This window comes from Enterococcus sp. DIV1368f, assembly GCF_051712245.1.
GTDB lineage: Bacteria > Bacillota > Bacilli > Lactobacillales > Enterococcaceae > Enterococcus > Enterococcus faecalis.
The window spans coordinates 2,077,937-2,103,457 of record NZ_JBIOON010000001.1 but is presented as its reverse complement, the minus strand read 5'-3'; the positions used below and the strand labels follow the sequence as shown (position 1 = coordinate 2,103,457).

Below are 25,521 nucleotides of genomic sequence, written 5' to 3'. Positions count from 1 at the left end.
AAGGTGAAAAAATGAAAAAAACAATGGATGGAAACACCGCAGCGGCTTATATTTCATATGCGTTTACAGAAGTTGCCGCTATTTATCCTATCACACCAAGTTCAACAATGGCTGAGTTGGTGGATGAATGGGCGGAAAATGGATTAAAAAATATTTATGGTCAAAAAGTTCAAGTTATTGAAATGCAATCAGAAGCTGGGGCAGCGGGAGTAGTTCATGGTTCGTTAAAAACAGGTGCGTTAACCACTACTTATACTGCTTCACAAGGTTTACTGTTGATGATTCCCAATATGTATAAAATCGCAGGAGAATTGCTGCCTTCTGTGTTCCACGTGGCGGCTCGGGCAGTAACGACAAGTGCGTTGAGTATTTTTGGTGATCATGGCGATGTGATGGCTACCCGCCAAACAGGTTTTTGTATGTTAGCAGAATCGAGTGTTCAAGAAGTGATGGATTTGTCGGCAGTTGCTCATTTAGCTAGCTTAGAAGGTAGTTTACCTTTTGTAAACTTTTTTGATGGTTTTAGAACGAGCCATGAACTACAAAAAATCGAAGTGATTGATTATGATGACCTGAAAGAAATGGTGAATCAGGAAGCTGTAACTCGTTTTAGAATGGGAGGCATGAATCCTAATCATCCCACTGTTTCAGGGACCGCTCAAAATCCTGACATTCATTTTCAACAAAGAGAAACAGTCAATAAAAATTACGAAGAAATGCCAAAAATTGTTCAAAAATACATGAAAAAAATTAACAATCTTCGTGGAACAACGTATGATTTAACCGATTATTACGGGGTTGAAGATGCAACAGAAGTCATTATTTCAATGGGGTCGGCTTCGCCAGTAATCAAACAAACAGTCGACTATCTCAATCAACAAGGACGCAAAGTTGGTTTTATCAATATTCATTTATATCGTCCATTTCCTACCGAAAACCTTCTTGAAAAATTACCAGCTACAGTAGAAAAGGTTGCGGTTTTAGATCGAACAAAAGAATCAGGAGCCGAAGGGGAACCATTATTGCTAGATGTTCAAAGCGCTCTTTATCAACATGAAAATCGACCAATTGTGATTGGTGGACGTTATGGGTTAGGCTCTAAAGACGTAGCGCCTAATCAAATTAAAGCGATCTATGATCATTTGTTATTGCCATTTAAAGAATTAAAACAACGCTTTACGGTGGGGATCGTTGATGATGTAACCTATCAATCATTGCCAGAAGAACCTGCCTTAGATTTAACGCCAGATACTACCTTCCAAGCAAAATTTTGGGGCTTTGGTTCTGACGGAACTGTGGGAGCAAACAAGCAAGCGATTAAAATTATCGGAGATCATACCGACCTTTATGCACAAGCTTACTTTAGTTATGATTCTAAAAAATCAGGCGGTTTAACCGTTTCGCATCTGCGTTTTGGTAAAGAGCCAATTACTTCCACGTATTTAATTGAACAAGCAGATTTCATCGCTTGTCATAATGCTTCCTATTTGCATAAATACGACCTGTTAAAAGGTTTAAAAGATGGTGGAACGTTTTTACTGAATACTATTTGGGATCAAGAAAAGGTTCACCGTTTATTACCGGCTAAGTTAAAAAAATATATTGGGGAACACCAAATCAAATTTTACATTATCAATGCGGTTGAGTTAGCTCGCAAAGTAGGCTTAGGTCGTCGGATCAATACAGTGATGTCTACTGCCTTTTTTGAAGTAACAGATATTTTAACGAAAGAGCAATATTTACCGTTACTTAAAGAAGAAGTGAAAAAGACTTATGGAAAAAAATCAATGGAAATTGTTGAAAAAAATTACCAAGCGATTGATGCTACCTTTGAATCGCTGCAAGAAATTGTAGTTCCAGAAGATTGGGCCACCATTGTTTTAGAACCAGAAAATCAAGAGTCGGAAGCTCCAGCTTTTGTGACAAATATTTTAGAACCAATCAATCGTCAAGAAGGGGATCAGCTGACCGTTTCAGATTTGATTGAAAACGGAATGAAGGGCGGTGCCATTCCTATGGGCACTGCGGCTTATGAAAAACGTGGCATTGCGTTAGAAGTGCCTGAGTGGCAAATGGATAAGTGTACGATGTGTAATGAATGTGCCTTTGTTTGTCCACATGCGGCTATTCGACCATTTTTAGCGGATGAAGAAGAACTGAAAGAAGCACCTGCAGGTTTTGCCATGCGCGAAATGCGTGGCACAGATGGATTGATGTATCGTATCCAAGTTTCTTTAGAAGATTGTACAGGTTGTGGTCTTTGTGTTCAGGCTTGCCCTGTGAAAGACAAGGCGATTTTAATGAAACCTTATGAAACTCAGAAAGAGCAAGCGATGAATTGGGCCTTTGCGATGACTCTTAAACAAAAAGCCAACCCAGTCAAAAAACTTTCTGTTAAAGGTTCCCAATTTAATCAGCCATTGATGGAATTTTCAGGTGCTTGTGAAGGCTGTGGCGAAACACCTTATATTAAGTTGTTGACACAATTATTTGGTGATCGAATGATGATTGCTAACGCAACAGGCTGTTCATCAATTTGGGGTGGTTCGTCACCGGTGACGCCTTATACAACGAACGAATGTGGCCAAGGACCAGCTTGGAGTAATTCGCTGTTTGAAGATAATGCGGAATATGGTTATGGTATGTATATTGCCAATCGAACGAAACGTCAACATTTAGCTAGTCTGGTTGAAGAAAGTCTTGCTAAAAATGTCGGATCAGATTCACTACAAGCCTTGTTAAAAGATTGGTTGGAACACATGGCTGAAGGGGAAGGAACACAACAGCGAGCCACCAAACTAGCGGCAGCATTAAGTGAAGAAGCCGATGAAGATCCACTTTTAACAAAAATTTACGAACAAAAAGATTTACTAGTGAAAACGAGTCAATGGATTGTCGGCGGCGATGGTTGGGCCTATGATATCGGGTTTAGCGGCATCGATCATGTTCTTGCCAGTGGGGAAGATGTTAATATTTTTGTTATGGATAACGAAGTGTATGCCAATACAGGCGGACAAACATCTAAAGCTACACCAGCTTCAGCCATTGCCAAATTCTCAGCGGGTGGGAAACATACCTCTAAAAAAGATTTAGGGATGATGGCAATCACTTATGGGAATGTCTACGTTGCACAAGTAGCTTTAGGCGCAAACTCAATGCAAACGATTAAAGCAATTGACGAAGCGGAGCGGTACCCAGGCCCATCAATTATCATCGGTTATACCCCATGTATTAATCACGGGGTCAAAGGCGGAATGGTTCGGACGTTAGATCAAGCCAAAGAAGCCGTTGAATCTGGCTATTGGCCACTTTATCGCTATAATCCAGAGTTAGTTAAGAAAGGCAAAGATCCGATGGTCATTGACTACAAGAAAACAGATTTTGACAAAATGCGTGATTTTCTTGAAAAACAAACACGTTACTCTGCGTTGCATACAATTAAAGAGAATCAAGAAGTAGTCGAACATTTACTTGATAAAACTAAAGAAGATGCAATTGAACGCTCTGAAAGTTATAACAAACTAGCCACACATATGAAAAAATAAAAAACAAAGCCTCTTACTTGAGAGGCTTTGTTTTTTTATCCAATAATAATTTTTTCTGAAGGGTATTCGTAGCCTAAGTCACGTGTTTCTTTTGGTACAAAAATCATTAAGGTATAAAGCATACCAATACGTCCAATAAACATTAATAAGGCAATCATTAATTTACCTACTGTTGTTAAATCGTCTGTAATGCCCAAAGAAAGACCGGTTGTTCCAAAGGCAGAAGCGACTTCCACAATGATTGAAATCAAGGGCAGATTTTCAGTGGCTGACAAAAAGACGACAGCGAAAAAGCACATAATCAAAGATAACATGAAGACGACAATCGATTTTTTGACATCATCGTCATCTATTTTACGGCTAAAGACGCTAATATCATCTTCACTTTTTAAAAAAGCTAACAAATACAAGCCAATAATCGCAACAGTCGTTGTTCGGACACCACCACCAACAGAGCTAGGACTACAACCAATAAACATTAACACAGAAAAAATAATCAACGTTGTAATTTGGAAGTCCCCTAAATCATTAATTTGGAGGCCAGCGTTTCGTGTAGTCATCGAATAAAACATCGAACTTACCCAACGGCCACTTTCATTCATTGTCAAAAATAGGTGATCTTTTTCTAATAAGTAAATCAAAATAGTCCCACCAATAAACAGAACAATAAACGCTAGCAAAGCAATTTTACTAAACAATGAAAAGCGGAAAGGCAAGCCTCGTTTCTTCTTACGAAAGTTCTTTTTCTTAAAATGTAACCACTCATGAATTTCCAGTAAAACGGGAAATCCAATCCCGCCAATAAAAATCAAGAACATAATTGCCAGTAAAAAGAGATAATCATGAGCAAAAGGAATAATTGAATCACCTGAAATATCAAAGCCTGAATTAGTTACTGCAGAAATAGCTTGATAAAAGCCATAAAATATCGCATCTCGCCAGTTCGTATAATAACCATTTATATAAAAATAAAGCGAAAAGAGCGAGCCGAAGATTACTTGAAACCAAATTAAAATCAAAAAAGTGGTGCGGATCAGTCGAACAATTCCGCTCAGTCGCGGCTGATTCATGTCAGTCATAATTAACTGACGTTGCTTTAATGTGATTCGCCGTTTTGATAAAATAAAAAAGACCGTTGAAATCATCATAATCCCTAAGCCACCAACTTGGAAAAGAACCTCCAATAAGACGATCCCACGATCATTAAAAACCGAATTAATATCGACTGTGGTGAGTCCAGTAACACTGACTGTACTGATTGCTAAGAAAAATAAATCAATAAAAGGAACATGCGAGTCAGGTTCTCTGAAAATAGGGAGGCAAAACAATAAATAAGAAATAACCGTCATTAATATGTAATAAGCGACGATGATTTGAATAGATGAAAAATTTTTGCGAATAAATCGATCGCTTTTTCGCTGTGCTAGCCACAGCAAACGTGTATGGTTCACTAGATAACCTCCCAATTCTAATTAAACTAAGTATACCAAAACTTTTCGCCTCAAACGAATAATTCTGCCAGAAAATCCTTGAAATGACAAATAAAAATAAGAAATTCGTTAGAAATAATTGGAAAACATCCACAAACAAGCGAGAACATGATATTTTATGAAAGAATAGAAAAATAGGTTGTTCCCCAAACAACTTATTGCTAATTGGTCAGTTTGTCTAACGATACAACTTTAAAAAGTAGTGGTAGCTTTTTTATTTCGGTTGATATGTGAATGTGTTCACTTTATGTAACAAACTGTTATTTTTATTCAAATGAAAAATAAGAAATTGTGTTGGTAGAAATCAATAGTTTATAAGGTGGGAAAACAATGAAAAAAGTGTTAATGGGAGTTCTTTCCCTAGGGTTATTATTAGGTGCAGCAACAGGTTGTACAAGCGATCAAGAAAAAGCCGCTGGTAAAACAAAAGCATCTTCTGAAAAAACAGAAGCAACATCTGGTGCCTCTGCTAATGGTTATACAGATCCAAGTGAACTAAAAGACAGTTATGATGTTGTTATTGTTGGCTCAGGTGGTGCGGGGATGACCGCTGCATTACAAGCCAAAGAAGCTGGCATGAATCCAGTTATTTTAGAAAAAATGCCTGTTGCAGGTGGGAATACAATTAAATCGTCTTCAGGAATGAATGCTTCACAAACAAAATTCCAAGAAAAAGAAGGCATTAAAGATAGCAACGATAAATTCTTTGAAGAAACACTAAAAGGCGGTAAAGGAACCAACGATCAAGAATTACTACGTTATTTTGTTGATCATTCAGCTGAAGCAATTGATTGGTTAGATACAAAAGGAATTACATTGAGCAATTTAACGATTACAGGTGGAATGAGTGAAAAACGCACACACCGTCCTGCTGACGGATCAGCAATTGGGGGCTATCTAGTTGACGGTTTAGTACGTAACGTTCGCGAAGAAAAAATTCCATTGTTTGTTGATGCTGACGTCACAGACTTAGTTGAAGAAAACGGTCAAATTGATGGCGTAAAAGTGAAAATGAAAGATGATAAAGAAAAAACAGTTAAAGCAAAAGCAGTCGTTGTCACAACAGGTGGTTTCGGTGCCAACGAAAAATTAATTACACAATACAAACCAGAATTGAAAAACTATGTTACAACGAACCAAGAAGGAACAACAGGTGACGGTATCCAAATGATTCAAAAAGTTGGCGGTGCGTTAGTGGATATGAAAGAAATTCAAATTCACCCAACTGTTCAACAAAGCGATGCTTTCTTAATTGGTGAAGCAGTTCGTGGAGAAGGCGCAATCTTGGCTTCTCAAAAAGGAGAACGTTTTGTTAATGAGTTAGATACACGCGACAAAGTTTCTGCAGCAATCAATGCCTTACCAGAAAAATCAGCTTATTTAGTCTTTGACCAAGGCGTTCGCGACCGTGCAAAAGCCATTGATTTCTATGATCAAAAAGGCTTCGTGGAAAAAGGTGAAACGATTGAAGAATTAGCTGAAAAAATTGGCATGCCTGCCGATACATTGAAAGCAACGATTGATACTTGGAACCAAGATGTTAATGCCAAAGATGACAAACAATTTGGCCGGACAACTGGAATGGAAGCTGACTTAAGCACAGCGCCTTACTACGCAATTAAAATTGCACCAGGGATTCACCATACAATGGGTGGCGTGAAAATCAACACGAAAACAGAAGTTTTACGTGAAGATGGCACACCAATTAAAGGTCTATATGCTGCTGGTGAATTAACAGGTGGCTTACATGGTCAAAACCGTATCGGAGGCAATGCCATCGCCGATATTATCATTTATGGTCGTCAAGCAGGTACGCAATCAGCAGAATTTGCCTCTGCTCAAAAATAACTAGCATTAAAAAGTCTGAAATTGTAGTCAAATAACTACAATTTCGGGCTTTTTTATTGCATACTAGCAGGATCATTAGTTGGAGTATAAACAGCCCTGCTAAAATGACTTTGGCGTAGATTCTGTTTTTTTCAGAAAAATGCACGACCATTTTAGCTAAAAATACTGCTTTTTTGCTGAAAATATAGTAATTTCGATTGGCTGATAAAGTAATCTTTAAAAAAAAGAGAGTTTGTAGTGAGAGTGTGGAAGAGACAGGATAATATTGAAGGAGACCAAATTGTTCAGGCGTGGAAATTTTTATAAGGAAAAATTTGACTATAACTAGGATCACAATTAACATCACACACTTAAAAGAAAGGTGTGATAATAATTTCAGCAACAAGCAAAGTACTAGAAAAATTATAAGGAGTACTAGGAGAAAAAATGGAGGGATTATAGTGAGTTGAAGAAATGACCTTGCTGAAGGTATTGAACTAAGTTATTCTCAACATGTAAATTGAAACAGAATATCAAAAGTGCATACTGTTAAAGAATTAATTAGTGATTTAAAAGTAATCATAAAGAAAAAGATTCTTTGGTAATTACTTAATTAGGGAGCTGATAAGACCTCTTTTTTGGTATAATAAAGTATCAATAGGAATAAAAAAGGAGTGATTTTATGAAAAACTCAAGAAATTTTGACTTGAATATTCAAGATGTATTAGAAGACTGGGTAATTAGTGATGCAATAAGAGAAATCATTTCAAATGCATTAGACGAGTATTTACTAACGAAAAGCAATCCTATAGAAGTTGCGTGGAGTAATGGTACCTTGGCTATCAAAGACTTTGGTAGAGGTATCTCTTATGAACATTTTACTCAAAATGAAAATAGTGAAAAATTAAATAATCCTGAAGTTATAGGAAAGTTTGGGGTTGGACTAAAGGATGCATTAGCAACTTTGTATCGACATAATGTTGAGGTTTCTATAGAATCAAAAAATGCTTTTGTTACTTTAAATCAGTCAAGTAAAAGTGGATTTGAAGATGTTGTTACCCTTCAAGCCGTTATATCTGAGCCAAGAGATCAAAGATTTATTGGTACAGAGTTCATTTTAAAAGGAATATCAAAAAATGATTTAGAATTAGCAAAGCAAAATTTTCTTTATTTTAATAAACCTACTTTGCTAGAGAAAAATGAATATGGAGAAGTCTATGAAAGAAGTGATGACAAATCATACATTTATATTAATGGAGTTAGAGTATCCGAAGAAGAAAATTTTCTTTTTTCATATAACATTACCAAAAAAAATGCTGCAATCAATAAGGCCTTGAATAGAGAAAGAACTAATGTTGGACGCAGCGCATATACCTAATCTATCAAGAATATACTTCTCAATTCTAAAAGTAAAAGTACCATAAATAGAATTGTCAGTAATTTAAAAGAAAATCAGCAAAAGGATGAGTTGGGTTGGAAAGAAATTGAAAGATATGCAGTTTTAAAAGCAAATGAACTTTTAAATGTTACATTTATCAGTCATTCTTCATATTTTGAAATGCCTACCTCCCAAAGAGAAGAACTAGAGCGTAATAATAAGGAACTAATCTTTGTAAAAGATTCAACTTATGATTCTTTGCCTGATACTGATAGTAGTGGAACACCAATAATGACTGCTCACGAAGTTTTTCGACAAGATAGTAAAAAATATGAGTACAGCTTTATTGATTACAGTGACTTATTGCCAAAAGAAAAGCACCTACTTTCATTAATACCCAAAATAATCCAATACTTGGGTTATGATAAATATTATGTAGATAGGATTAGAATATCTGAAAGTATTAATCCGTATGATGCATTAACACATGCTGCTGGTTTATATAGGTCACATCCGTTTGATGATATTATTATAAAGAGGAGCCAATTAGCTAACCTTGATGATTTTTTAGGTACTGTTATTCATGAATTAGTACATGCAAATCTAGGTTTAGATGATGTGACCAGAGAATTCGAGAGTGAGCTAACCAATATTATCGGAAAACTTGCTAAAAGTAAATTTGGAAAATATGAAAAAAGCAATATGAATAAAATTGATAATAGTAAAAGAACTTCTAACAATGATAAAAATGTAACCAGTACAAGTCAAATAAAAAAAGATAGAAAAGGTCTTTTTTCAAAATGGTGGAAATAATTTTTTCTCAATATGATTATATTGACTTACCAGTATTTTAAATGGAAATAAAAAAGACGAGTTGGATATTTAGCAAGCAGAGAGTTAATTAACAAAAGTTTGTATAAGTGGACATAAATCAGAAGTTAAAGATACTGAAACGTAAACCCTTTGTAATAATATTTAAAATAGCAAGGAGTTTAATTAAATAAAAGGATTGGAGGCCGTTTGATATGAGCAATGTTTGGTTGAAAAATGCAAAAAAGAATTTACTTCCTCTTAGTGAAGAACAAAACAATTTCATAATTGCAACAAAAGAATGGAATTATAGAGGGTTAGAAGATAATAGTGATTCTGAGATGGATTGTGAATTGTGTGAACATGAGCATATTAGGTACGAGTATACCATCATCAACAAGTACAATAAGAATAAAATGATTGTTGGTAGCTCTTGCATTGAAAAATTTATTGAACATGTTGAAGACAATAACTCTGTTTTATTAGATACAGAAGGCAATATTGTCAAAAAAGAACGTATGGGTAAAGAAAAACAAGAATTTTGGAAAAAACGCACTATAGAGATTATAGAAGAAAAATTTTTTTCTTCACCTAACAGTGACTTTAAAGAAAATCTGATAGAAGCTATAAGGATTGATGTTGGTTTGACATGTAATCAAGCAAAATGCTTGAAGAGTGTTTATAACAAACTAAAAGATAATAGTATTGATAAAACTGCTATGCGCAATTCGATAAAAGTAAGACTTAGAAGAATTACACATAAAAATCAATATTATGATTTAAATCATAGAGATAAAGAGTTTGTTAGGATATTTCTATCTCCTGATCAAATTCAAAGAATGGAAGAATAGTTGTAATAATCATGGAATTTCCAACTTTTTATTCTTCATAATTGGATTTGCTAATCCTAATTTTTCATGCTGACATCTGACAATATTAATTAAGCTGCCAATTAATATATTGACTCTCTAAATTTAATGGTCTTTTTCAAATTAGAAATAGGTATTTCAGTCATAATAAAAAAGTTTTAGAGTAATTCGATTAGCTAAAAATAAGTTGAATATTACACAAATTGAGTGCTCAATAGCTCTTTTATTTTGATACAATTAGATTAGCAAAAAATAAGGCAGATATTGAGTGCAAAGAGCAAAAAATCCTTTATCAGCTGTATAAATCTAATAGAAATAGCAAGTAAAGCAGATAAGGTAATTGTTCCACTAATTCAAGTGGGGAATTATCTTTTTTATGTTCTAAAAATGGAGCAGGGATGAAAAAAATCATGTTGCTGAAAGTCTTTGATGCGTAAGACTTGAATTTACCACTATAAAAAACTTCGAAAATATAGTAAAATACGTAAGGAACTAACGGAAAGGTGTAGTGAACATGGCTCAATTATTTTTCAAGTATGGCGCAATGAACAGTGGTAAAACCATTGAAATCTTAAAAGTAGCACACAATTACGAAGAACAAGACAAACCAGTTGTTTTGATGACCAGTGGACTAGATACACGTGATGGTGTTGGGAAAGTATCCAGTCGCATCGGATTACGCAGAGATGCTATTCCAATTTTTGAAGAAACCAATGTCTTTGACTTGATTAATGATTTGTCTTACAAACCTTTTTGCGTATTAGTCGATGAATGTCAATTTTTAAACAAGCATCATGTCATTGAATTTGCACGAATTGTTGACGAATTAGATATTCCAGTAATGGCATTTGGGCTAAAGAATGATTTTAGAAATGAATTATTTGAAGGCTCAAAGTATTTACTTTTATATGCAGACAAATTAGAAGAATTAAAAACGATTTGCTGGTTCTGTCATAAAAAAGCAACTATGAACTTGCACTATATTGATGGCAAACCCGTTTATGAAGGGGATCAAGTCCAAATTGGTGGGAATGAAGCCTACTATCCTGTTTGTCGCAAACATTATTTTCATCCAAAAACAGTGAATGAAGAACAGTAAGGAGAGACACTATGTACGATCAATTACAATCTATTGAAGATCGCTATGAGGAATTGGGGGAATTATTAAGTGACCCAGCAGTCATTAGTGATACAAAACGTTTCATGGAATTATCGAAGGAAGAAGCTAATACACGTGAGACGGTTGAGGTTTATCGCCGATATAAACAAGTTGTTGAAGGGATTAGCGATGCCGAAGAACTTTTAAGTGAAAACTTAGATGCGGAAATGGCCGAAATGGCGAAAGAAGAACTTTCTGATTTGAAAAAAGAAAAAGAAGTGTTAGAAGACCGCATTAAAATTTTATTATTACCAAAAGACCCAAATGATGATAAAAATATCATCATGGAAATCCGTGGTGCAGCTGGTGGCGATGAAGCCGCACTTTTTGCTGGCGACTTATTTAATATGTACCAAAAATATGCAGAAGCACAAGGGTGGAAAGCGGAAGTTTTAGAAGCGAACGTCACTGGAATCGGTGGATATAAAGAAGTAATTATGATGATTTCAGGAGATAACGTCTTTTCAAAATTAAAATACGAAAGTGGCGCTCACCGCGTGCAACGAGTTCCTTCAACAGAATCACAAGGACGGATTCATACATCGACAGCAACCGTTGTAGTTATGCCAGAAGCCGAAGAAGTCGAAATCGAATTAGCTGATAAAGATATCCGTGTCGATATTTATCATGCAAGTGGCGCTGGTGGACAGCACGTTAATAAAACCGCTTCGGCTGTTCGTTTAACCCATTTACCAACAGGAATCGTGGTCGCAATGCAAGATGAACGTTCACAGCTAAAAAACCGTGAAAAAGCAATGAAAGTTTTGCGTGCTCGTGTGTATGACCAAATTCAACAAGAAGCACAAAGTGAATATGATGCTAACCGTAAATCGGCGGTGGGGACCGGAGATCGTTCAGAACGAATCAGAACGTATAACTTCCCACAAAATCGAGTAACGGATCATCGTATTGGTTTAACCATCCAAAAACTAGACCAGATTCTTGCTGGTAAATTAGACGAAATCATTGATGCATTAGTCTTATATGATCAAACATCGAAATTAGAAGAGATGCAAAATGGCTAAACGTTACTTTGAAGTCCTTAACTGGGCTTCTTCTTTTTTAGAGGCGCAAGGCAAAGAAGGCTATGCTATTCACTATGTTTTCTTAGAACGTAAAGGTTGGGATAAAACGCAGTGGCTCTTGCATATGCAAGAAGAAATGCCCAAAGAAGAAGAGGAACAATTAAAAACGGATTTAGCCCAATTATTGACAGATTACCCAGCACAATATTTACTAGGACAAGCTGAATTTTATGGACATTCCTTTATTGTTAATGAACATACTTTGATTCCTAGGCCAGAAACAGAAGAATTAGTCGAGCGTTGCTTAAAAGCCAATCCAGATACTCCTTTGACGGTCGTGGATGTCGGAACAGGGACAGGTGCCATTGCGGTTAGCTTGAAACTGGCACGGCCCAACTGGCGAGTTATTGCTATTGACCTTTCAGAGGAAGCGTTGACTGTCGCTAAACAAAACGCGCAAGCATTAGGTGCTGGCATCGAATTTTATCACGGGAATGGCTTACAGCCAGTTGCTTCTGAAAAAATTGATCTGCTTATTTCTAATCCGCCCTATATTAGTGAACAAGAATGGCATTTAATGGATGCAAGTGTCCGAACGTATGAACCTAAAACCGCTTTATTCGCTGAAAATAACGGTTTGGCTTTATACCAACAATTAATTCATGAAAGTCAAACGATGCTTAAAGCAGACGGTAAAATTTATTTTGAAATAGGGTTTCAACAAGGCGCGGCCCTCCAAGAATTATTGAGAGCCGCCTATCCACAAAAAACAATTAAAATTGAAAAAGATTTATCTGGCAACGATCGCCTCGCGATAGCCGAGTAACTAAGGTTCTTCGTCGCCACTTTTCTAGAAGGAGCGATTTGCAATGGAAACAAAAAAATTAACCAAACAAGAAATAGCCCAAGCAGCAGCAGCCATTCAAGCAGGCGAGCTAGTGGCTTTTCCAACAGAAACTGTTTATGGCTTAGGTGCCGATGCCTTAAATGAAGCGGCAGTAAAAAAAGTTTACCAAGTAAAAGGCCGCCCCAGTGATAATCCATTGATTGTTCATGTGAACAACGTTGAGATGGTCAAAAAATACGTAGCGACCTTACCAGAAGTCGCTACAAAATTGGTGTCTGCCTTTTGGCCGGGACCATTAACTTTAATTTTTAATGTGCCTAGCGATACATTTTCTAAAACAGTAACAGGTGGTTTAGAGACAGTCGCTTTTCGTATGCCAGATAACCAAGCGACCTTAGCTTTGATTGAACAAGCCAATGTTCCGTTGGTCGGACCAAGTGCGAACACTTCTGGCAAGCCTAGTCCAACATCTGCAGAGCATGTTTATCATGATTTGCAGGGGAAAATTGCTGCCATATTAGATGATGGCCCAACGCAGATTGGGGTGGAGTCAACGGTCTTAGATTTAACGGCGGAAGATGGTGTGCCAGTTATTTTACGACCAGGAGCAATTACCAAAGAGCAGTTGGAAAGCATTATTCCCCAAGTGAAAATCGATACACATTTAATTAGCGAAAATGCAGCACCCAAAGCGCCAGGGATGAAATACAAACACTATTCTCCTGATGCGGAAGTTTGGATTATAAGCGGTCAAACAGCAGAATGGCAAGCGGCGATTCAGCAAGCAAAAGAACAACAGGAAAAAATCGGCTTATTTTTAAGTGATGAACAGGCAGCACAACTAGATACAGAAAATGCGTTTGTTTATTCTTATGGTGCAGAAACAGTTGAAAATGCCACAAAAGAACTATTTGCAGGGTTAAGAGCGTTAGATGAGCAAGGAGCTACCACGATTTTTGCACAAGGATTTGCAGAAACTGGTTTAGGCATTGCTTACATGAATCGCTTGAAAAAATCAGCCAATCAAAAATTTTTTGAAAAATAAGAGGTATTTGTAACGAAGCTGACACAGAAGTATGATACAATCAGACAAAAGAAAACAAAATGGAGTGTTGTTTGAATGGATTACAAAACGTATGACCCAGATTTATGGAATGCAATTGCAAGAGAAGAAGAGCGCCAAGAAAATAACTTGGAACTAATCGCATCTGAGAATGTCGTGTCAAAAGCGGTTATGGCTGCCCAAGGAAGTATTTTAACGAATAAATACGCAGAAGGTTACCCTGGCAAACGGTACTATGGTGGTTGTGAATTTATCGATATCGTAGAAAATTTAGCTATCGATCGTGCCAAAGAATTATTTGGTGCAAAATTCGCGAATGTACAAGCCCATTCAGGTTCTCAAGCCAATACAGCGGCATACCTTTCATTGGTTGAACCAGGTGATACCATTTTGGGGATGGATTTATCAGCTGGTGGTCACTTAACACATGGTTCGCCCGTTAACTTTAGTGGAAAAACCTATAATTTTGTCAGTTATGGAGTGGATCCTTCAACAGAAGTAATCGATTACGATGTCGTGCGAATTTTAGCAAGAGAACATCGTCCAAAACTAATCGTTGCAGGCGCAAGTGCGTATTCACGAACGATTGACTTCAAACGTTTCCGTGAAATCGCTGATGAAGTAGATGCCAAGTTAATGGTTGATATGGCGCATATTGCAGGCTTGGTAGCTTCAGGGTTGCACCCAAATCCAGTTCCGTATGCTGATATCGTAACAAGTACGACCCATAAAACATTGCGTGGTCCTCGTGGCGGTTTAATTTTGACAAATAGCGAAGAATTGGCGAAAAAAGTAAATAGTAGTATTTTCCCAGGCATTCAAGGTGGCCCATTGGAACATGTGATTGCTGGAAAAGCCGCAGCTTTTAAAGAAGCTTTGGATCCAAGTTTTGCTGAATATAGTCAGCAAGTGATTGCAAATGCACAAGCGATGACGAAAGTTTTCAATCAAGCGCCAGAAGCTCGTTTAATTAGTGGGGCAACAGACAACCACTTATTACTGATTGAAGTGACAGGTTTTGGTTTAAATGGAAAAGAAGCAGAAGCTATTTTAGATAGTGTAAATATTACTGTCAATAAAAATTCAATTCCGTTTGAACAATTAAGTCCATTTAAAACAAGTGGTATCCGTATTGGAACGCCTGCGATTACTTCACGTGGTTTTAAAGAAGAAGATGCAGTAGAAGTTGCTAAATTAATCGTTCAAGTTTTAAAAGATCCAGAAAATACAGCAGTTCATGATGAAGTCAAAGCAGCTGTAGCAGCGCTAACTAAAAAATATCCATTATATAACTAACATCAGGGATAGCTGAAGCGCGATTCTCTGTACAAATAAGAGTCGGAGCTTAGGATTTAAGGAATTCAACTTGTGTCCTAGGCTCTTTTGTTTTACAATAAGAAAGAATAAAATAATGAAGGAGAATAGATATGGGAAAATTTCAAGTAATTGATCATCCGCTAATTCAACACAAACTAACAATGATTCGCGAAAAGAACTGTGGGACAAAGGTTTTCCGCGAAGTTGTCAACGAAATTGCTATGTTAATGGCTTATGAAGTATCACGGGATATGCCTTTAGAGGATGTTGTCATCGAAACACCGATGGGTAAATCAACACAAAAAACACTTTCAGGGAAAAAAGTAGCAATCATTCCTATTTTACGTGCCGGCATTGGCATGGTTGATGGGATTTTAGAATTAATTCCAGCAGCGAAAGTTGGACACGTTGGACTTTACCGTGATGAAGAAACATTGCAACCACATGAATACTTCGTGAAATTACCTGAAGACATTGCAAGTCGTCAATTATTTGTTGTTGACCCAATGCTAGCAACAGGTGGTTCCGCAATTATGGCCATCGATTCATTAAAAGAACGTGGTGCTAGCAACATTAAATTTGTATGTCTAGTGGCCGTTCCAGAAGGTGTGAAAGCTTTACAAGAAGCGCACCCAGATGTAGATATTTATACAGCAGCTTTAGATGAGCGCTTAAACGAAGACGGCTATATCGTTCCTGGTTTAGGGGATGCTGGTGACCGTTTATTTGGAACAAAATAATAACAAAAAACCGTTAGATAACCGATTATGGTTACTAACGGTTTTCTTTTGCTTAAAGAACTTTTCTAGGTGTATAATAAAAAATAAAAAAACAAAGGAGGAGCTATGAAAAAGAATAAAAAAGTCTTACACGCTATCGCTGTGATTGCTAGTGTGATGTCAGTTTTGATGTATGTTTCATATATTCCACAAATTTATGGAAATTTACATGGGGAAAAAGGCAATCCGACGCAACCATTAGTGGCAATGATTAATTGTATTTTTTGGACGATTCATGGTTTATATGGAGACGATGGAGAAACACGAGATAAGTCCATTATTTTTGCTAATGTTCCCGGAATTATTTTTGGTTTTTTTGCGTTTATTACAGCATTATAGTTTCCGACGAATTGGAAAGTATTCCAATTCTGTACATAAAAAAGAGCGGGGGAAATTTCCCACGCTTGAAGAATTAAATCTTTTTCAATTGTTTGTAATTAATAACAATCACACCATTGCTGTGCACCATTAAGTGATTGTTTTTTTGCGTTTCGTCAATTTCGACGACAGCGGCATTTTTTAATTGTTTCGTAACAACGCCTGTTTGTGGCTGTCCGTGAACAAGAAAAGTAACATGGGTGTCAACGGCGAAATCCTTACCAGCATCCGATGGAACAACAGGAGTAACCATACCATTAAAATTTGACATACAAAAAACCATCCTTTCTTGATATCTCTATTATACCACATTTTCAGAAAAAAGTTTGTAAAGTCGCTATTTGGCTTATTTTAAAGAGATTTTGCATAAATAAATAACAAACAGACTTTACAAATAAAGTAGAAAGTCCTATAATAGATTTGTTTCAGGCCAGCTTAGCTCAGTTGGTAGAGCAACGCACTCGTAACGCGTAGGTCACAGGTTCGATCCCTGCAGCTGGCATCTAAAAAAACAGACAGGCACTACCAGATGGTAGTGCCTGTCTGTTTTTTTAGATAAAATTTTGGATTAGTGCAAATGAAGCAATGCCTACCAGTACAATAAGCAATAAGTTTTTAGTAAGTATTGCGGCTACAATGGTAGGGAATGAAGCGAATAAATAAGGAAGATTGAGGCTTGGTAAATGCCCAATTCTTTGTTCAAATAAGCTACTAAACCATAAGGCGGACATAATCACAATGGGAACAAAACTTAGATATTCTAATAATTTCTGTGGCAGACTGATCTTTTTTAAAAGTAAAAATGGCAGTATTCTTGAAAGCCAGGTTGCAACGGTACAGCCTAAAATTGTTAAAAAGAGATACTCAGAAGAAGGCATGTTTTATCATCACTCCTATTCCACAACCGATTAACGTGACAACTAAGACAATTAAATTACTGGGAATAAAAATTAGACCAATAGACATCAACCCAAAAGTAATCAGGACCATGATGAGTTGTAAAGCAATTTTCATGGAACGATCACTAATTATCTGCAGATAAAGTAAACCAATGAACATAGCCACGACCGCAAACTCAAGACCTAATGCTTGAGGATTTGCAATAAAGCGTCCTAGATAGGCACCGATGATCGTCGAAAAAACCCAAGTCGCATAGGAAATCAAATTGGCAGCATTAAACCACTCAAAACTTAAACGTCCTTTGGTGTGGTTTAATTTATTCATTCCTAGTGCAAAACTTTCATCCGTCAGTAAGGTTCCCAACCAGAGATTTTTACCGAGAGATTCGGCTTTAAAGTAAGGCGCAATGGTCATTCCCATAAGAATCATACGCGCATTTACTAAGAAAGTCGCTAACACAATGGATAAAATAGGGCTGCCACCAGTCAACATACTAACTGTTACAAACTGAGCAGATCCTGCAAAAATAAAAAACGACATCGCACTAACAATAAGAGGGGGAAAACCTGCTGCTTGTCCTACGATACCAAAAGCAATGCCAATACCAATATAGCCAAAAACCGTTGGCAAGGCTTCACGAATGCCAGTACGTGCATCTAATTGGGGGTTCATTCTCTTTTTTTCCTTCTTTCTGTATAAAATTTAAACACGTGTGTCTGAAAATCTAGACCTTCGATAATAAGACACAACGAGCGAATGAGCGTTTTCATTATTAACCACTCCTTTTGAACAACTAAGATATATATTGTATAATACAATAAAGAATACTTTTGTTCAATATATTAAACTTTTGGATGATAAAAAGAAACAGAAGGAGCAACTATTTTGGAGATTAATACAATTATTGGCAATAATTTAAAAAAAATTAGACAAGAAAAAAAACTTACGTTAGATGAACTAGCTGGGATAACCGGAGTGAGTAAAGGGATGCTTTCGCAGATTGAAAAAGGAACCACCAATCCTACCATAAATACAATTTGGAAAATAAGTAATGGACTCAATGTTCCATATACGTATTTATTAGAAGATGACTATGTTAAAGAAAATCCCGTGGTTAAAAAAACTGAGACGGTAACACAACATTCTGAAGATCACTCCTATCGAGTCTTTAATTACTACTCAGACAACCAGGAAAGAAACTTTGAACTCTTTCAGTTTGAATTAGATCCAGGGAAAAAGTATCAAGCTGTTGGGCATTCAAAACGTTCGACAGAATATGTCATGGTTATTCAAGGAACATTAGCTATTGAAGTGGGCGGTCAGAGATATCTTCTTCCAAAAGACGCGGCTATGTATTTTGATGCTAATCAAGTACACACGTATATAAATGACGGAACAGAGAAAGTCCAAGCAGTCGTCATTAACTATTATACGTAACAGTGGAAAATAGACATTAGGAAATTGCTACATCTGTTATTTTATGGACAAAAAAAGTAAACAATGCTACCCTAAAAATAATAGAAAATGAAAGATAAAAGAAGAGGTCAAAATGAATAAAAAAATTGAAAGTCTTGGTAATACAGCATTAAGTTTACTAAGTAATACGATTATTGTTGTGCCTTATTTACTTTACATTCAATTGAGTGATGGACACAACCTTTTAACAATTTTACCATTTGTCTTATTTTATACATTGCGTATGACAGGCATTTTTCTAGTTCGAGGAATTAATTTGTCTTTAACTAGTCTAGGTCTACTAAAGATTTCTCTATTGTTAGGCTTGGCAGGCTCCTTAATTGGGATTGCCGGCGCTTATTCTTTCCCGCTTTATAGTATTTCAGGAATGTTGTTAGGACTTAGTGGGGCGTTGTTGCCACCAAGTAATCAATCAATTCGCTTTTTCTTAAAAGAAGAAGGTCAAAAAATCAGTCATAGCAATCTTTTAACGACAGTCTTATTGACCGCTGTTTTATTTGGCGCTTTATTTTTTAAAGCGACTGAGATTGGACTGGCGTTATTGGTGTACGCGCTCTATTTTCTGGTTGCTTTAGTAGCAATCAAGAGCTATCCTGTTTCATTAAACGAGCTAGAAGAAGAATCAGCAGAAGTTTCACGAAAAGAATTAATTCTGTTTGTTATCTTTTTTGTGTTATTGCTTTTATTAAGAAGTGGTCGCTTATTAACGAATGCGGTGGAATTTGATTATGCGATTGTTGGCGCCTGCTGTTTCTTTGTGGTGGCTGTCCTTTTCGTTAGTCATTATGGCAAACGCGGCGCGTATAAAGTATCATTAGAAATGAATCTTGCGACCTTGATTAACGGGATTGTCGGGAACTATTTATTTTTATTTGGTTCCATTTATGTTGCAGGGGTTTATGGCAGAGCTCATATGGGCATCTATCTCTATTTACCTTATGTTTTAGGGATGATTTTTGCAATGATTGCAGCTAGTAAAACGAAACAATGGTCAAACAACATACCAATGGTTGGTCTGGCGGGAAGTTTGGGAATATTACTTCTTACCTCGTGGACTATTTTAGGCCTGTTTCTCTTGAGTTTTTTCAAAAGCACATTGAACAGCTTTTTAGCTAGGCGATATTATCAAGAGACAGATTTGCCAAAAGATAGTCGCATCCTTATCAAATATACAACACAAACAAAAGGGAGTTTATTCCATCAATTTATTTTGATGGCGCTTATGTTAGTCACTGTAGTAGGCAAAGGTGGTACGACACAATTTTTATTAGAATTGACTGGCGGCAAAGGTATTTCAACGCAAACAAGTCAATTTTTAACTTTCATTAAAAATAGTAACTCGCTCTTAGTGTTATTGTTTATTGCAGTTTATTTCGTGGTCGTTTTTCGTCAAAAGAAACGATAATTTACAAATATTAATAAAAAAATACTTGGAAAAACAGTGATTGTGGCTGATTTTCCAAGTATTTTTTTATGAAAAGCTGTTTTTTTTTTTCGAAGATTCAAAAAAAATTAATCAATTGTTTCATTTTTAACAAGCTATTATTAGGTTATATGAATTTTATTGAAAGGGGATTAGTATGAAGAAAAAAACTTTTTCTTTTGTGATGTTGAGTATACTTCTCGCACAAAATTTCGGGTTTGCCGTAAATGCCTATGCTGTAACAACGACAGAAGCACAAACAGAGACCACTGATACAGCAAAAAAAGAGGCAGAGTTATCGAGCACAACACCAGCTTTACCTTTAGCAACAACGACTACTTCAGAAATGAATCAGCCAACTGCAACAACTGAATCGCAAACCACAGAGGCGAGCACAACAGCTTCCAGTGATGCTGCTACACCATCTGAACAACAAACAACGGAGGACAAGGATACCTCACTTAATGAAAAAGCCCTACCAGATGTTCAAGCGCCAATTACAGATGAACTACTTGACAGTATGAGTCTTGCGCCGATTGGTGGAACAGAATACAGCCAAACAGAGGTTCATCGCGAATTAAATACAACACCGGTAACCGCTACGTTCCAATTTGCTGTTGGAAACACAGGTTATGCACCTGGATCAGTTTATACAGTTCAATTACCAGAACATTTAGGTTATTCAACTGTTAGTGGAGAAGTGACAGGCATTGGCGCAACTTGGGCAGTCGATGCGGCAACCAAAATATTAAGTATTACGTTTAATCAGCGAGTTTCGGATACCTCCTTTAAAGTAGAACTAAAAAGTTATCTAACAACAGAGGCGGAACCATTAATCAAAATTGAAACTCCAGGAAAAAATAAAAAAAACTACTCGTTTGATTTATATGAACAAGTGGAACCAATTCAATATAACGAACGAACCAGAACGACAGGGTTAGATGGCGAAATTTTTTATAATTTAGACCGGACGTTAACTGGCAATCAAACATTAGAATTATTGACAACAGAGACGCCAGGCGCTGTCTTTGGAAAACAAGATAACTTGGAACCTCAAGTTTTCAGTTACGATGTCGACATTAATGGTCAAATTTTACCAGAAACGCAAACCCTGTTAACACCTGGCAAAGATTATACATTAAGCGATAATTCACTCGGGCGGATTGCTGTAACTGTTCCAAACATGAATCAACAAAAAGCCTATTCTTTATCGATTAATCGAACAATTTATTTAGAGAGTGCTTCGGACTACAGTTATTCATTTTATCAGCAATATCCAACAACCAAGTTAGGTTCTCTTTCGTTAAAAAATACGACAGGAACGAATAAAACAACCGATTTTACTGCTAAGACGAGTCAAACAAGTAAAGTAATTGCTGATCGTGAAATGCGTAGTATGTCCTATATCAGTTTTCAAAGCAAAGGGAAATATTATGTAACAATTTATGGCACATTAACAGAAACAAAAGTAGGTCAACAAATCGTATTAGAGAGTACAAATGGTCAAGAAATTAAGAATCCTAAATTTACGGCGTATGGTCCTTTATATGAAAATGTAAAATTGGAAGACTATTTTGATATTAAAACTGAAGGTGGCAAGCTTACCTTAACGGCCACAAAAGATAGCTATTTAAGAATAAATATTTCTGATTTAACAATGGATTTTGACAAGAAGGACATTAATCTATCATTAAGTACACCTGTAATTGGTCCTAATAAAGCCATTCAATTAGTATCTGATCAATATATTGAACCAATTAGTGTTGTTAATCCTTTGAATGCTGAAACTGCTTGGGGTAATTATGATCAAAATGGTGCCTATTCATCAAGAACAACTGTCTCAGTTATGGGAAGCAAAGAGACACCGATTCAAAATTTAGAAATTAAAGTAAAGCATCCTAATTATCTTTCATTACGAGCTACAAAAGAAATTTATTTTTATTACAAGTTAGGAACGGATTATATAGTAACGCCAACGTCAGATGGCTCAGTTATTAAGTTCACTACGCCAATAACCAATGAAATCCAAATTCCAATTGGTTTTAATTATGTGCCAGATAGTTTGCCAAAAGATAAAAGTATCCCAGTCGATACGATACCGATAACAATGAGTGCTGAAGGTTTAACTCCAGTTGATACGACAGTAACTACTAATAGTAAGCGTGGTTCAGAACGAACACTTCAAAGTAGTAAAAATCAATTCCTTGTCAATGCACGAAATGATTCTTTTGACTCACTAAGTGTCCGTACAAAAATTCCAGCTGGCGCCGATGTTCTTTTTGACATTTATGATGTTTCAAACGATCAGGTAGATTCAATTTATCCACAATACTGGGATCGTGGCTATTATTTTGATAAACCAATGTCACCAGACAGTCCTGGATACCCAACAATTACTTTTGACGAAAATACCAATAGTTACACGTTTGATTTTGGAAAAACCAACAAACGTTACATTATTGAGTATAAAAATGCCAATGGCTGGATCGACGTGCCGACTCTTTATATAACAGGGACAGCTAAAGAACCACAATCGAATAATAATGAAGGCTCTGCTTCGGTTTCTGTTCAAAATGAAGCGTTAGACATTTTGAGTGCAACACAAGCGGCGAATCCAACATTAAAAAATGTAACAAAAACGACAGTAACAACAAAAAATATTGATAATAAAACACATCGTGTGAAAAATCCAACGATTGAATTAACACCAAAAGGCACAACCAATGCTCAAATCGATGTGAATTCTATTACCGTGAAAGGCGTGCCAGAAGATGCTTATTCATTAGAGAAGACTACAAACGGTGCGAAAATTATTTTTAAAGACTATACATTGACAGAAAATATTACGATTGAATACAATACTGTCTCTGCAAACGCTGGCCAAATCTATACAGAAACAACAATCGACTCTGAAACATTGGACCAGATGTCTGCTAACAAGAAAAAAGTCGCCACTGCGCCAATCACATTGAAATTCTCAGAAGGCGATGCGGAAGGTATTGTTTATTTAGCAACTGCCACATTCTATACGCATAACATAGAGGATGAAAACCAAGCAATTGCGAAGGTTTCTTTTGAACTAATTGATAATGTCACACATACAGCAACCGAATTTACAACAGATGAAAAAGGTCAATACTCCTTTGATGCCATCATGACAGGTGATTATACTTTGCGAGTAACGAATGTACCGCAGGAATATTCCGTGGATGAAGAGTATTTGACAGGCAAAGCCATTAAGCTGGTCAAAGGAGACAACCAACTAAAAATTCCATTAACTAAAACAATTGATCACAGTCGTTTACAAGTCAAAGATACAACGATTTATGTCGGCGATTCATGGAAACCAGAAGAGAACTTTGTTTCAGCAACAGATAAAACAGGTCAAGATGTCCCATTTGAAAAAATCACTGTTTCAGGTCAAGTTGATAACACCAAAGCGGGCATTTATCCAATCGTATACAGTTACGAAGGTAAAGAAGAAACAGCCCATGTGACCGTCAAACCCGACCAATCTAAGTTAGAGGTCAAAGATTCAACGATTTATGTTGGTGATTCGTGGAAACCAGAAGATAATTTCGTTTCAGCAACAGATAAAACAGGTCAAAACGTTCCTTTTGAAAAAATTGACGTTCAGGGAACAGTGAATGTTGATAAAATAGGCGATTATGAAATTGTCTATAAAAATGGCAAAAAAGAAGCGAAAGCAATCGTTCATGTCCGTGATGACAGTCGCTTACAGGTCAAAGATACAACGATTTATGTGGGTGATTCATGGAAACCAGAAGATAATTTCGTTTCAGCAACAGATAAAACAGGTCAAGACGTTCCTTTTGAAAAAATTGACGTTCAGGGAACAGTGAATGTCGATAAAATAGGCGATTATGAAATTGTCTATAAAAATGGCACAAAAGAAGCAAAAGCAATCGTTCATGTTCGTGATGACAGTCGTTTACAAGTCAAAGATTCAACGATTTATGTGGGCGATAAATGGAAACCAGAAGATAATTTCGTTTCGGCAACAGATAAAACAGGCCAAGATGTCCCATTCGAAAAAATCACTGTTTCAGGTCAAGTTGATAACACCAAAGCAGGCGTTTATCAAATCGTTTACAGTTACGAAGGTAAAGAAGAAACAGCTAATGTGACTGTCAAACCCGACCAATCTAAGTTAGAAGTCAAAGATTCAACGATTTATGTTGGTGATTCGTGGAAACCAGAAGATAATTTCGTTTCAGCAACAGATAAAACAGGTCAAAATGTTCCTTTTGAAAAAATTGATGTTCAGGGAACAGTGAATGTTGATAAAATAGGCGATTATGAAATTGTCTATAAAAATGGCAAAAAAGAAGCGAAAGCAATCGTTCATGTCCGTGATGACAGTCGCTTACAGGTCAAAGATACAACGATTTATGTGGGTGATTCATGGAAACCAGAAGAGAACTTTGTTTCATCGACAGATAAAACAGGTCAAGATGTCCCCTTCGAAAAAATCACTGTTTCAGGTCAAGTTGATAACACCAAAGCGGGCATTTACCCAATCATTTACAGTTACGAAGGTAAAGAAGAAACAGCTAATGTGACTGTCAAACCCGACCAATCTAAGTTAGAAGTCAAAGATTCAACGATTTATGTTGGTGATTCGTGGAAACCAGAAGATAATTTCGTTTCAGCGACAGATCGTGATGGTCATGCTATATCCTTTGATAAGGTTCAAGTAAAAGGGGAAGTTGATACAAAGAAAACTGGAGAGTACCAGATTTCCTATACCACTGAGCCAGTTAATGAAACCAAACCAGCTGTGCAGTCACGACTTTTCTCAATGTTTTCAAACGAAACACCTCGTCAATTAACGACAGTAGCAACTGTTCATGTGATTGATCGTAATCCTACACCACTACCAGATAAAAATGAGAACAACCAGACTAGTTCTTCAACGAATCAAACCACGATAAAAAGTAGTCAGTATGTCACACACATTGTGAAACCTGACAAGCAAGGACGTTATCCAAAAATGGGAGAACAAACTAATGGTCTCTATCGTGTGCTAGGACTTGTTGTGTTACTTATTGTGATTATTAGTGGTATAGTCATCAAGAAGAAACGAAAATAATTAAATGAGCGTGGGGCAAAAGTTTAAAGTGACTTTTGTTCCACGCTTAAAAGATGAATAAGTGCATGAATGAGGGTAGCTGTTTCCTTGGAAAATAGGAAGTTTTACAAGTTACTTATTTT

At 36.5% G+C, this 25,521-nt stretch carries 19 protein-coding genes and 1 tRNA gene; 16 read left to right on the top strand and 4 right to left on the bottom strand.

Annotation, left to right across the window (positions count from 1 at the left end; all coding sequences use genetic code 11):
- Nucleotides 1-11 precede the first annotated feature (11 nt).
- Nucleotides 12-3,545 carry a pyruvate:ferredoxin (flavodoxin) oxidoreductase gene (gene nifJ, locus IGL07_RS10220; RefSeq protein ID WP_002376630.1) on the top strand — a complete coding sequence of 1,178 codons (3,534 nt, stop codon included), beginning with the start codon at nt 12-14 and terminating at the stop codon, nt 3,543-3,545.
- A 35-nt stretch (nt 3,546-3,580) separates the two neighbouring features.
- Here nifJ and IGL07_RS10215 read toward each other — a convergent pair whose 3' ends face one another.
- Entirely contained in the window at nt 3,581-4,996 is a 1,416-nt protein-coding gene (locus IGL07_RS10215; protein ID WP_010712710.1) for a TrkH family potassium uptake protein, read from the bottom strand.
- Between the two features lie 369 nt (nt 4,997-5,365).
- On the opposite strand from IGL07_RS10215, the gene IGL07_RS10210 reads away from it, so the two are divergent.
- The 11 genes from IGL07_RS10210 (at nt 5,366) to IGL07_RS10160 (ending at nt 16,448) form a co-directional block, all read left to right on the top strand.
- A complete protein-coding gene (locus IGL07_RS10210; RefSeq protein WP_002356617.1) occupies nt 5,366-6,883 on the top strand; it encodes a flavocytochrome c in 1,518 nt (505 codons plus the stop codon).
- Between the two features lie 661 nt (nt 6,884-7,544).
- On the top strand, nt 7,545-8,240 hold the full coding sequence (locus IGL07_RS10205; RefSeq protein ID WP_195526175.1) for an ATP-binding protein: 696 nt from the start codon (nt 7,545-7,547) through the stop codon (nt 8,238-8,240).
- Between the two features lie 90 nt (nt 8,241-8,330).
- The gene (locus tag IGL07_RS10200) at nt 8,331-9,053 is read left to right on the top strand and encodes a hypothetical protein (protein ID WP_195526176.1); all 723 of its coding nucleotides are present in this window, start codon (nt 8,331-8,333) and stop codon (nt 9,051-9,053) included.
- A 212-nt stretch (nt 9,054-9,265) separates the two neighbouring features.
- A complete protein-coding gene (locus IGL07_RS10195; RefSeq protein WP_010817539.1) occupies nt 9,266-9,901 on the top strand; it encodes a hypothetical protein in 636 nt (211 codons plus the stop codon).
- A gap of 532 nt (nt 9,902-10,433) precedes the next feature.
- Entirely contained in the window at nt 10,434-11,018 is a 585-nt protein-coding gene (locus IGL07_RS10190) for a thymidine kinase (protein WP_002356618.1), read from the top strand.
- 11 nt (nt 11,019-11,029) lie between these two features.
- Nucleotides 11,030-12,103, top strand: coding sequence for a peptide chain release factor 1 (gene prfA, locus IGL07_RS10185; RefSeq protein WP_002356619.1), 1,074 nt, complete (start codon nt 11,030-11,032; stop codon nt 12,101-12,103).
- Nucleotides 12,096-12,929, top strand: coding sequence for a peptide chain release factor N(5)-glutamine methyltransferase (gene prmC, locus IGL07_RS10180; RefSeq protein WP_010817538.1), 834 nt, complete (start codon nt 12,096-12,098; stop codon nt 12,927-12,929). The genes prfA and prmC overlap by 8 nt, the downstream gene beginning before the upstream one ends.
- A gap of 43 nt (nt 12,930-12,972) precedes the next feature.
- Nucleotides 12,973-13,995, top strand: a complete 1,023-nt coding sequence (locus IGL07_RS10175; protein WP_010817537.1) for an L-threonylcarbamoyladenylate synthase — start codon at nt 12,973-12,975, stop codon at nt 13,993-13,995.
- 75 nt (nt 13,996-14,070) lie between these two features.
- Nucleotides 14,071-15,309, top strand: coding sequence for a serine hydroxymethyltransferase (gene glyA / locus IGL07_RS10170; protein ID WP_002356623.1), 1,239 nt, complete (start codon nt 14,071-14,073; stop codon nt 15,307-15,309).
- A 131-nt stretch (nt 15,310-15,440) separates the two neighbouring features.
- Nucleotides 15,441-16,070 (top strand): uracil phosphoribosyltransferase, encoded by a 630-nt coding sequence (gene upp / locus IGL07_RS10165; RefSeq protein ID WP_002356624.1) that lies wholly within the window; start codon nt 15,441-15,443, stop codon nt 16,068-16,070.
- A gap of 105 nt (nt 16,071-16,175) precedes the next feature.
- The gene (locus tag IGL07_RS10160; protein ID WP_002356625.1) at nt 16,176-16,448 is read left to right on the top strand and encodes a membrane protein; all 273 of its coding nucleotides are present in this window, start codon (nt 16,176-16,178) and stop codon (nt 16,446-16,448) included.
- A gap of 73 nt (nt 16,449-16,521) precedes the next feature.
- On the opposite strand, the gene IGL07_RS10155 is transcribed toward IGL07_RS10160, so the two are convergent.
- Nucleotides 16,522-16,758: a hypothetical protein gene (locus IGL07_RS10155; RefSeq protein WP_002381528.1), complete on the bottom strand. Its 237-nt coding sequence runs from the start codon at nt 16,756-16,758 to the stop codon at nt 16,522-16,524.
- 158 nt (nt 16,759-16,916) lie between these two features.
- On the opposite strand from IGL07_RS10155, the gene IGL07_RS10150 reads away from it, so the two are divergent.
- Nucleotides 16,917-16,989: transfer RNA gene (locus tag IGL07_RS10150), tRNA-Thr, on the top strand.
- A gap of 49 nt (nt 16,990-17,038) precedes the next feature.
- Here IGL07_RS10150 and IGL07_RS10145 read toward each other — a convergent pair.
- Both IGL07_RS10145 and IGL07_RS10140 read right to left on the bottom strand, forming a co-directional pair.
- Nucleotides 17,039-17,365, bottom strand: a complete 327-nt coding sequence (locus IGL07_RS10145; RefSeq protein ID WP_010817536.1) for an AzlD domain-containing protein — start codon at nt 17,363-17,365, stop codon at nt 17,039-17,041.
- The gene (locus IGL07_RS10140) at nt 17,352-18,059 is read right to left on the bottom strand and encodes an AzlC family ABC transporter permease (protein WP_010817535.1); all 708 of its coding nucleotides are present in this window, start codon (nt 18,057-18,059) and stop codon (nt 17,352-17,354) included. Before IGL07_RS10140 ends, IGL07_RS10145 begins: the two co-directional genes overlap by 14 nt.
- A 213-nt stretch (nt 18,060-18,272) precedes the next feature.
- On the opposite strand from IGL07_RS10140, the gene IGL07_RS10135 reads away from it, so the two are divergent.
- The 3 genes from IGL07_RS10135 to fss2 all read left to right on the top strand — a co-directional run bounded on the left by IGL07_RS10135 (nt 18,273) and on the right by fss2 (nt 25,399).
- Complete coding sequence (locus tag IGL07_RS10135; protein WP_002376638.1) at nt 18,273-18,824, top strand: helix-turn-helix domain-containing protein; 552 nt, start codon at nt 18,273-18,275, stop codon at nt 18,822-18,824.
- 112 nt (nt 18,825-18,936) lie between these two features.
- Nucleotides 18,937-20,268: a hypothetical protein gene (locus IGL07_RS10130; protein ID WP_002376639.1), complete on the top strand. Its 1,332-nt coding sequence runs from the start codon at nt 18,937-18,939 to the stop codon at nt 20,266-20,268.
- Nucleotides 20,269-20,443: 175 nt separating this feature from the next.
- On the top strand, nt 20,444-25,399 hold the full coding sequence (gene fss2 / locus IGL07_RS10125) for a fibrinogen-binding MSCRAMM adhesin Fss2 (RefSeq protein ID WP_075575408.1): 4,956 nt from the start codon (nt 20,444-20,446) through the stop codon (nt 25,397-25,399).
- Nucleotides 25,400-25,521: the final 122 nt, after the last annotated feature.

Coding starts and splice junctions, on each gene's coding strand:
- nifJ (WP_002376630.1), top strand. CDS start 12: ATGAAAAAAACAATGGATGGAAACACCGCAGCGGCTTATATTTCATAT.
- IGL07_RS10210 (WP_002356617.1), top strand. CDS start 5,366: ATGAAAAAAGTGTTAATGGGAGTTCTTTCCCTAGGGTTATTATTAGGT.
- IGL07_RS10205 (WP_195526175.1), top strand. CDS start 7,545: ATGAAAAACTCAAGAAATTTTGACTTGAATATTCAAGATGTATTAGAA.
- IGL07_RS10195 (WP_010817539.1), top strand. CDS start 9,266: ATGAGCAATGTTTGGTTGAAAAATGCAAAAAAGAATTTACTTCCTCTT.
- IGL07_RS10190 (WP_002356618.1), top strand. CDS start 10,434: ATGGCTCAATTATTTTTCAAGTATGGCGCAATGAACAGTGGTAAAACC.
- prfA (WP_002356619.1), top strand. CDS start 11,030: ATGTACGATCAATTACAATCTATTGAAGATCGCTATGAGGAATTGGGG.
- prmC (WP_010817538.1), top strand. CDS start 12,096: ATGGCTAAACGTTACTTTGAAGTCCTTAACTGGGCTTCTTCTTTTTTA.
- IGL07_RS10175 (WP_010817537.1), top strand. CDS start 12,973: ATGGAAACAAAAAAATTAACCAAACAAGAAATAGCCCAAGCAGCAGCA.
- glyA (WP_002356623.1), top strand. CDS start 14,071: ATGGATTACAAAACGTATGACCCAGATTTATGGAATGCAATTGCAAGA.
- upp (WP_002356624.1), top strand. CDS start 15,441: ATGGGAAAATTTCAAGTAATTGATCATCCGCTAATTCAACACAAACTA.
- IGL07_RS10160 (WP_002356625.1), top strand. CDS start 16,176: ATGAAAAAGAATAAAAAAGTCTTACACGCTATCGCTGTGATTGCTAGT.
- IGL07_RS10155 (WP_002381528.1), bottom strand. CDS start 16,758: ATGTCAAATTTTAATGGTATGGTTACTCCTGTTGTTCCATCGGATGCT.
- IGL07_RS10145 (WP_010817536.1), bottom strand. CDS start 17,365: ATGCCTTCTTCTGAGTATCTCTTTTTAACAATTTTAGGCTGTACCGTT.
- IGL07_RS10140 (WP_010817535.1), bottom strand. CDS start 18,059: ATGAACCCCCAATTAGATGCACGTACTGGCATTCGTGAAGCCTTGCCA.
- IGL07_RS10130 (WP_002376639.1), top strand. CDS start 18,937: ATGAATAAAAAAATTGAAAGTCTTGGTAATACAGCATTAAGTTTACTA.
- fss2 (WP_075575408.1), top strand. CDS start 20,444: ATGAAGAAAAAAACTTTTTCTTTTGTGATGTTGAGTATACTTCTCGCA.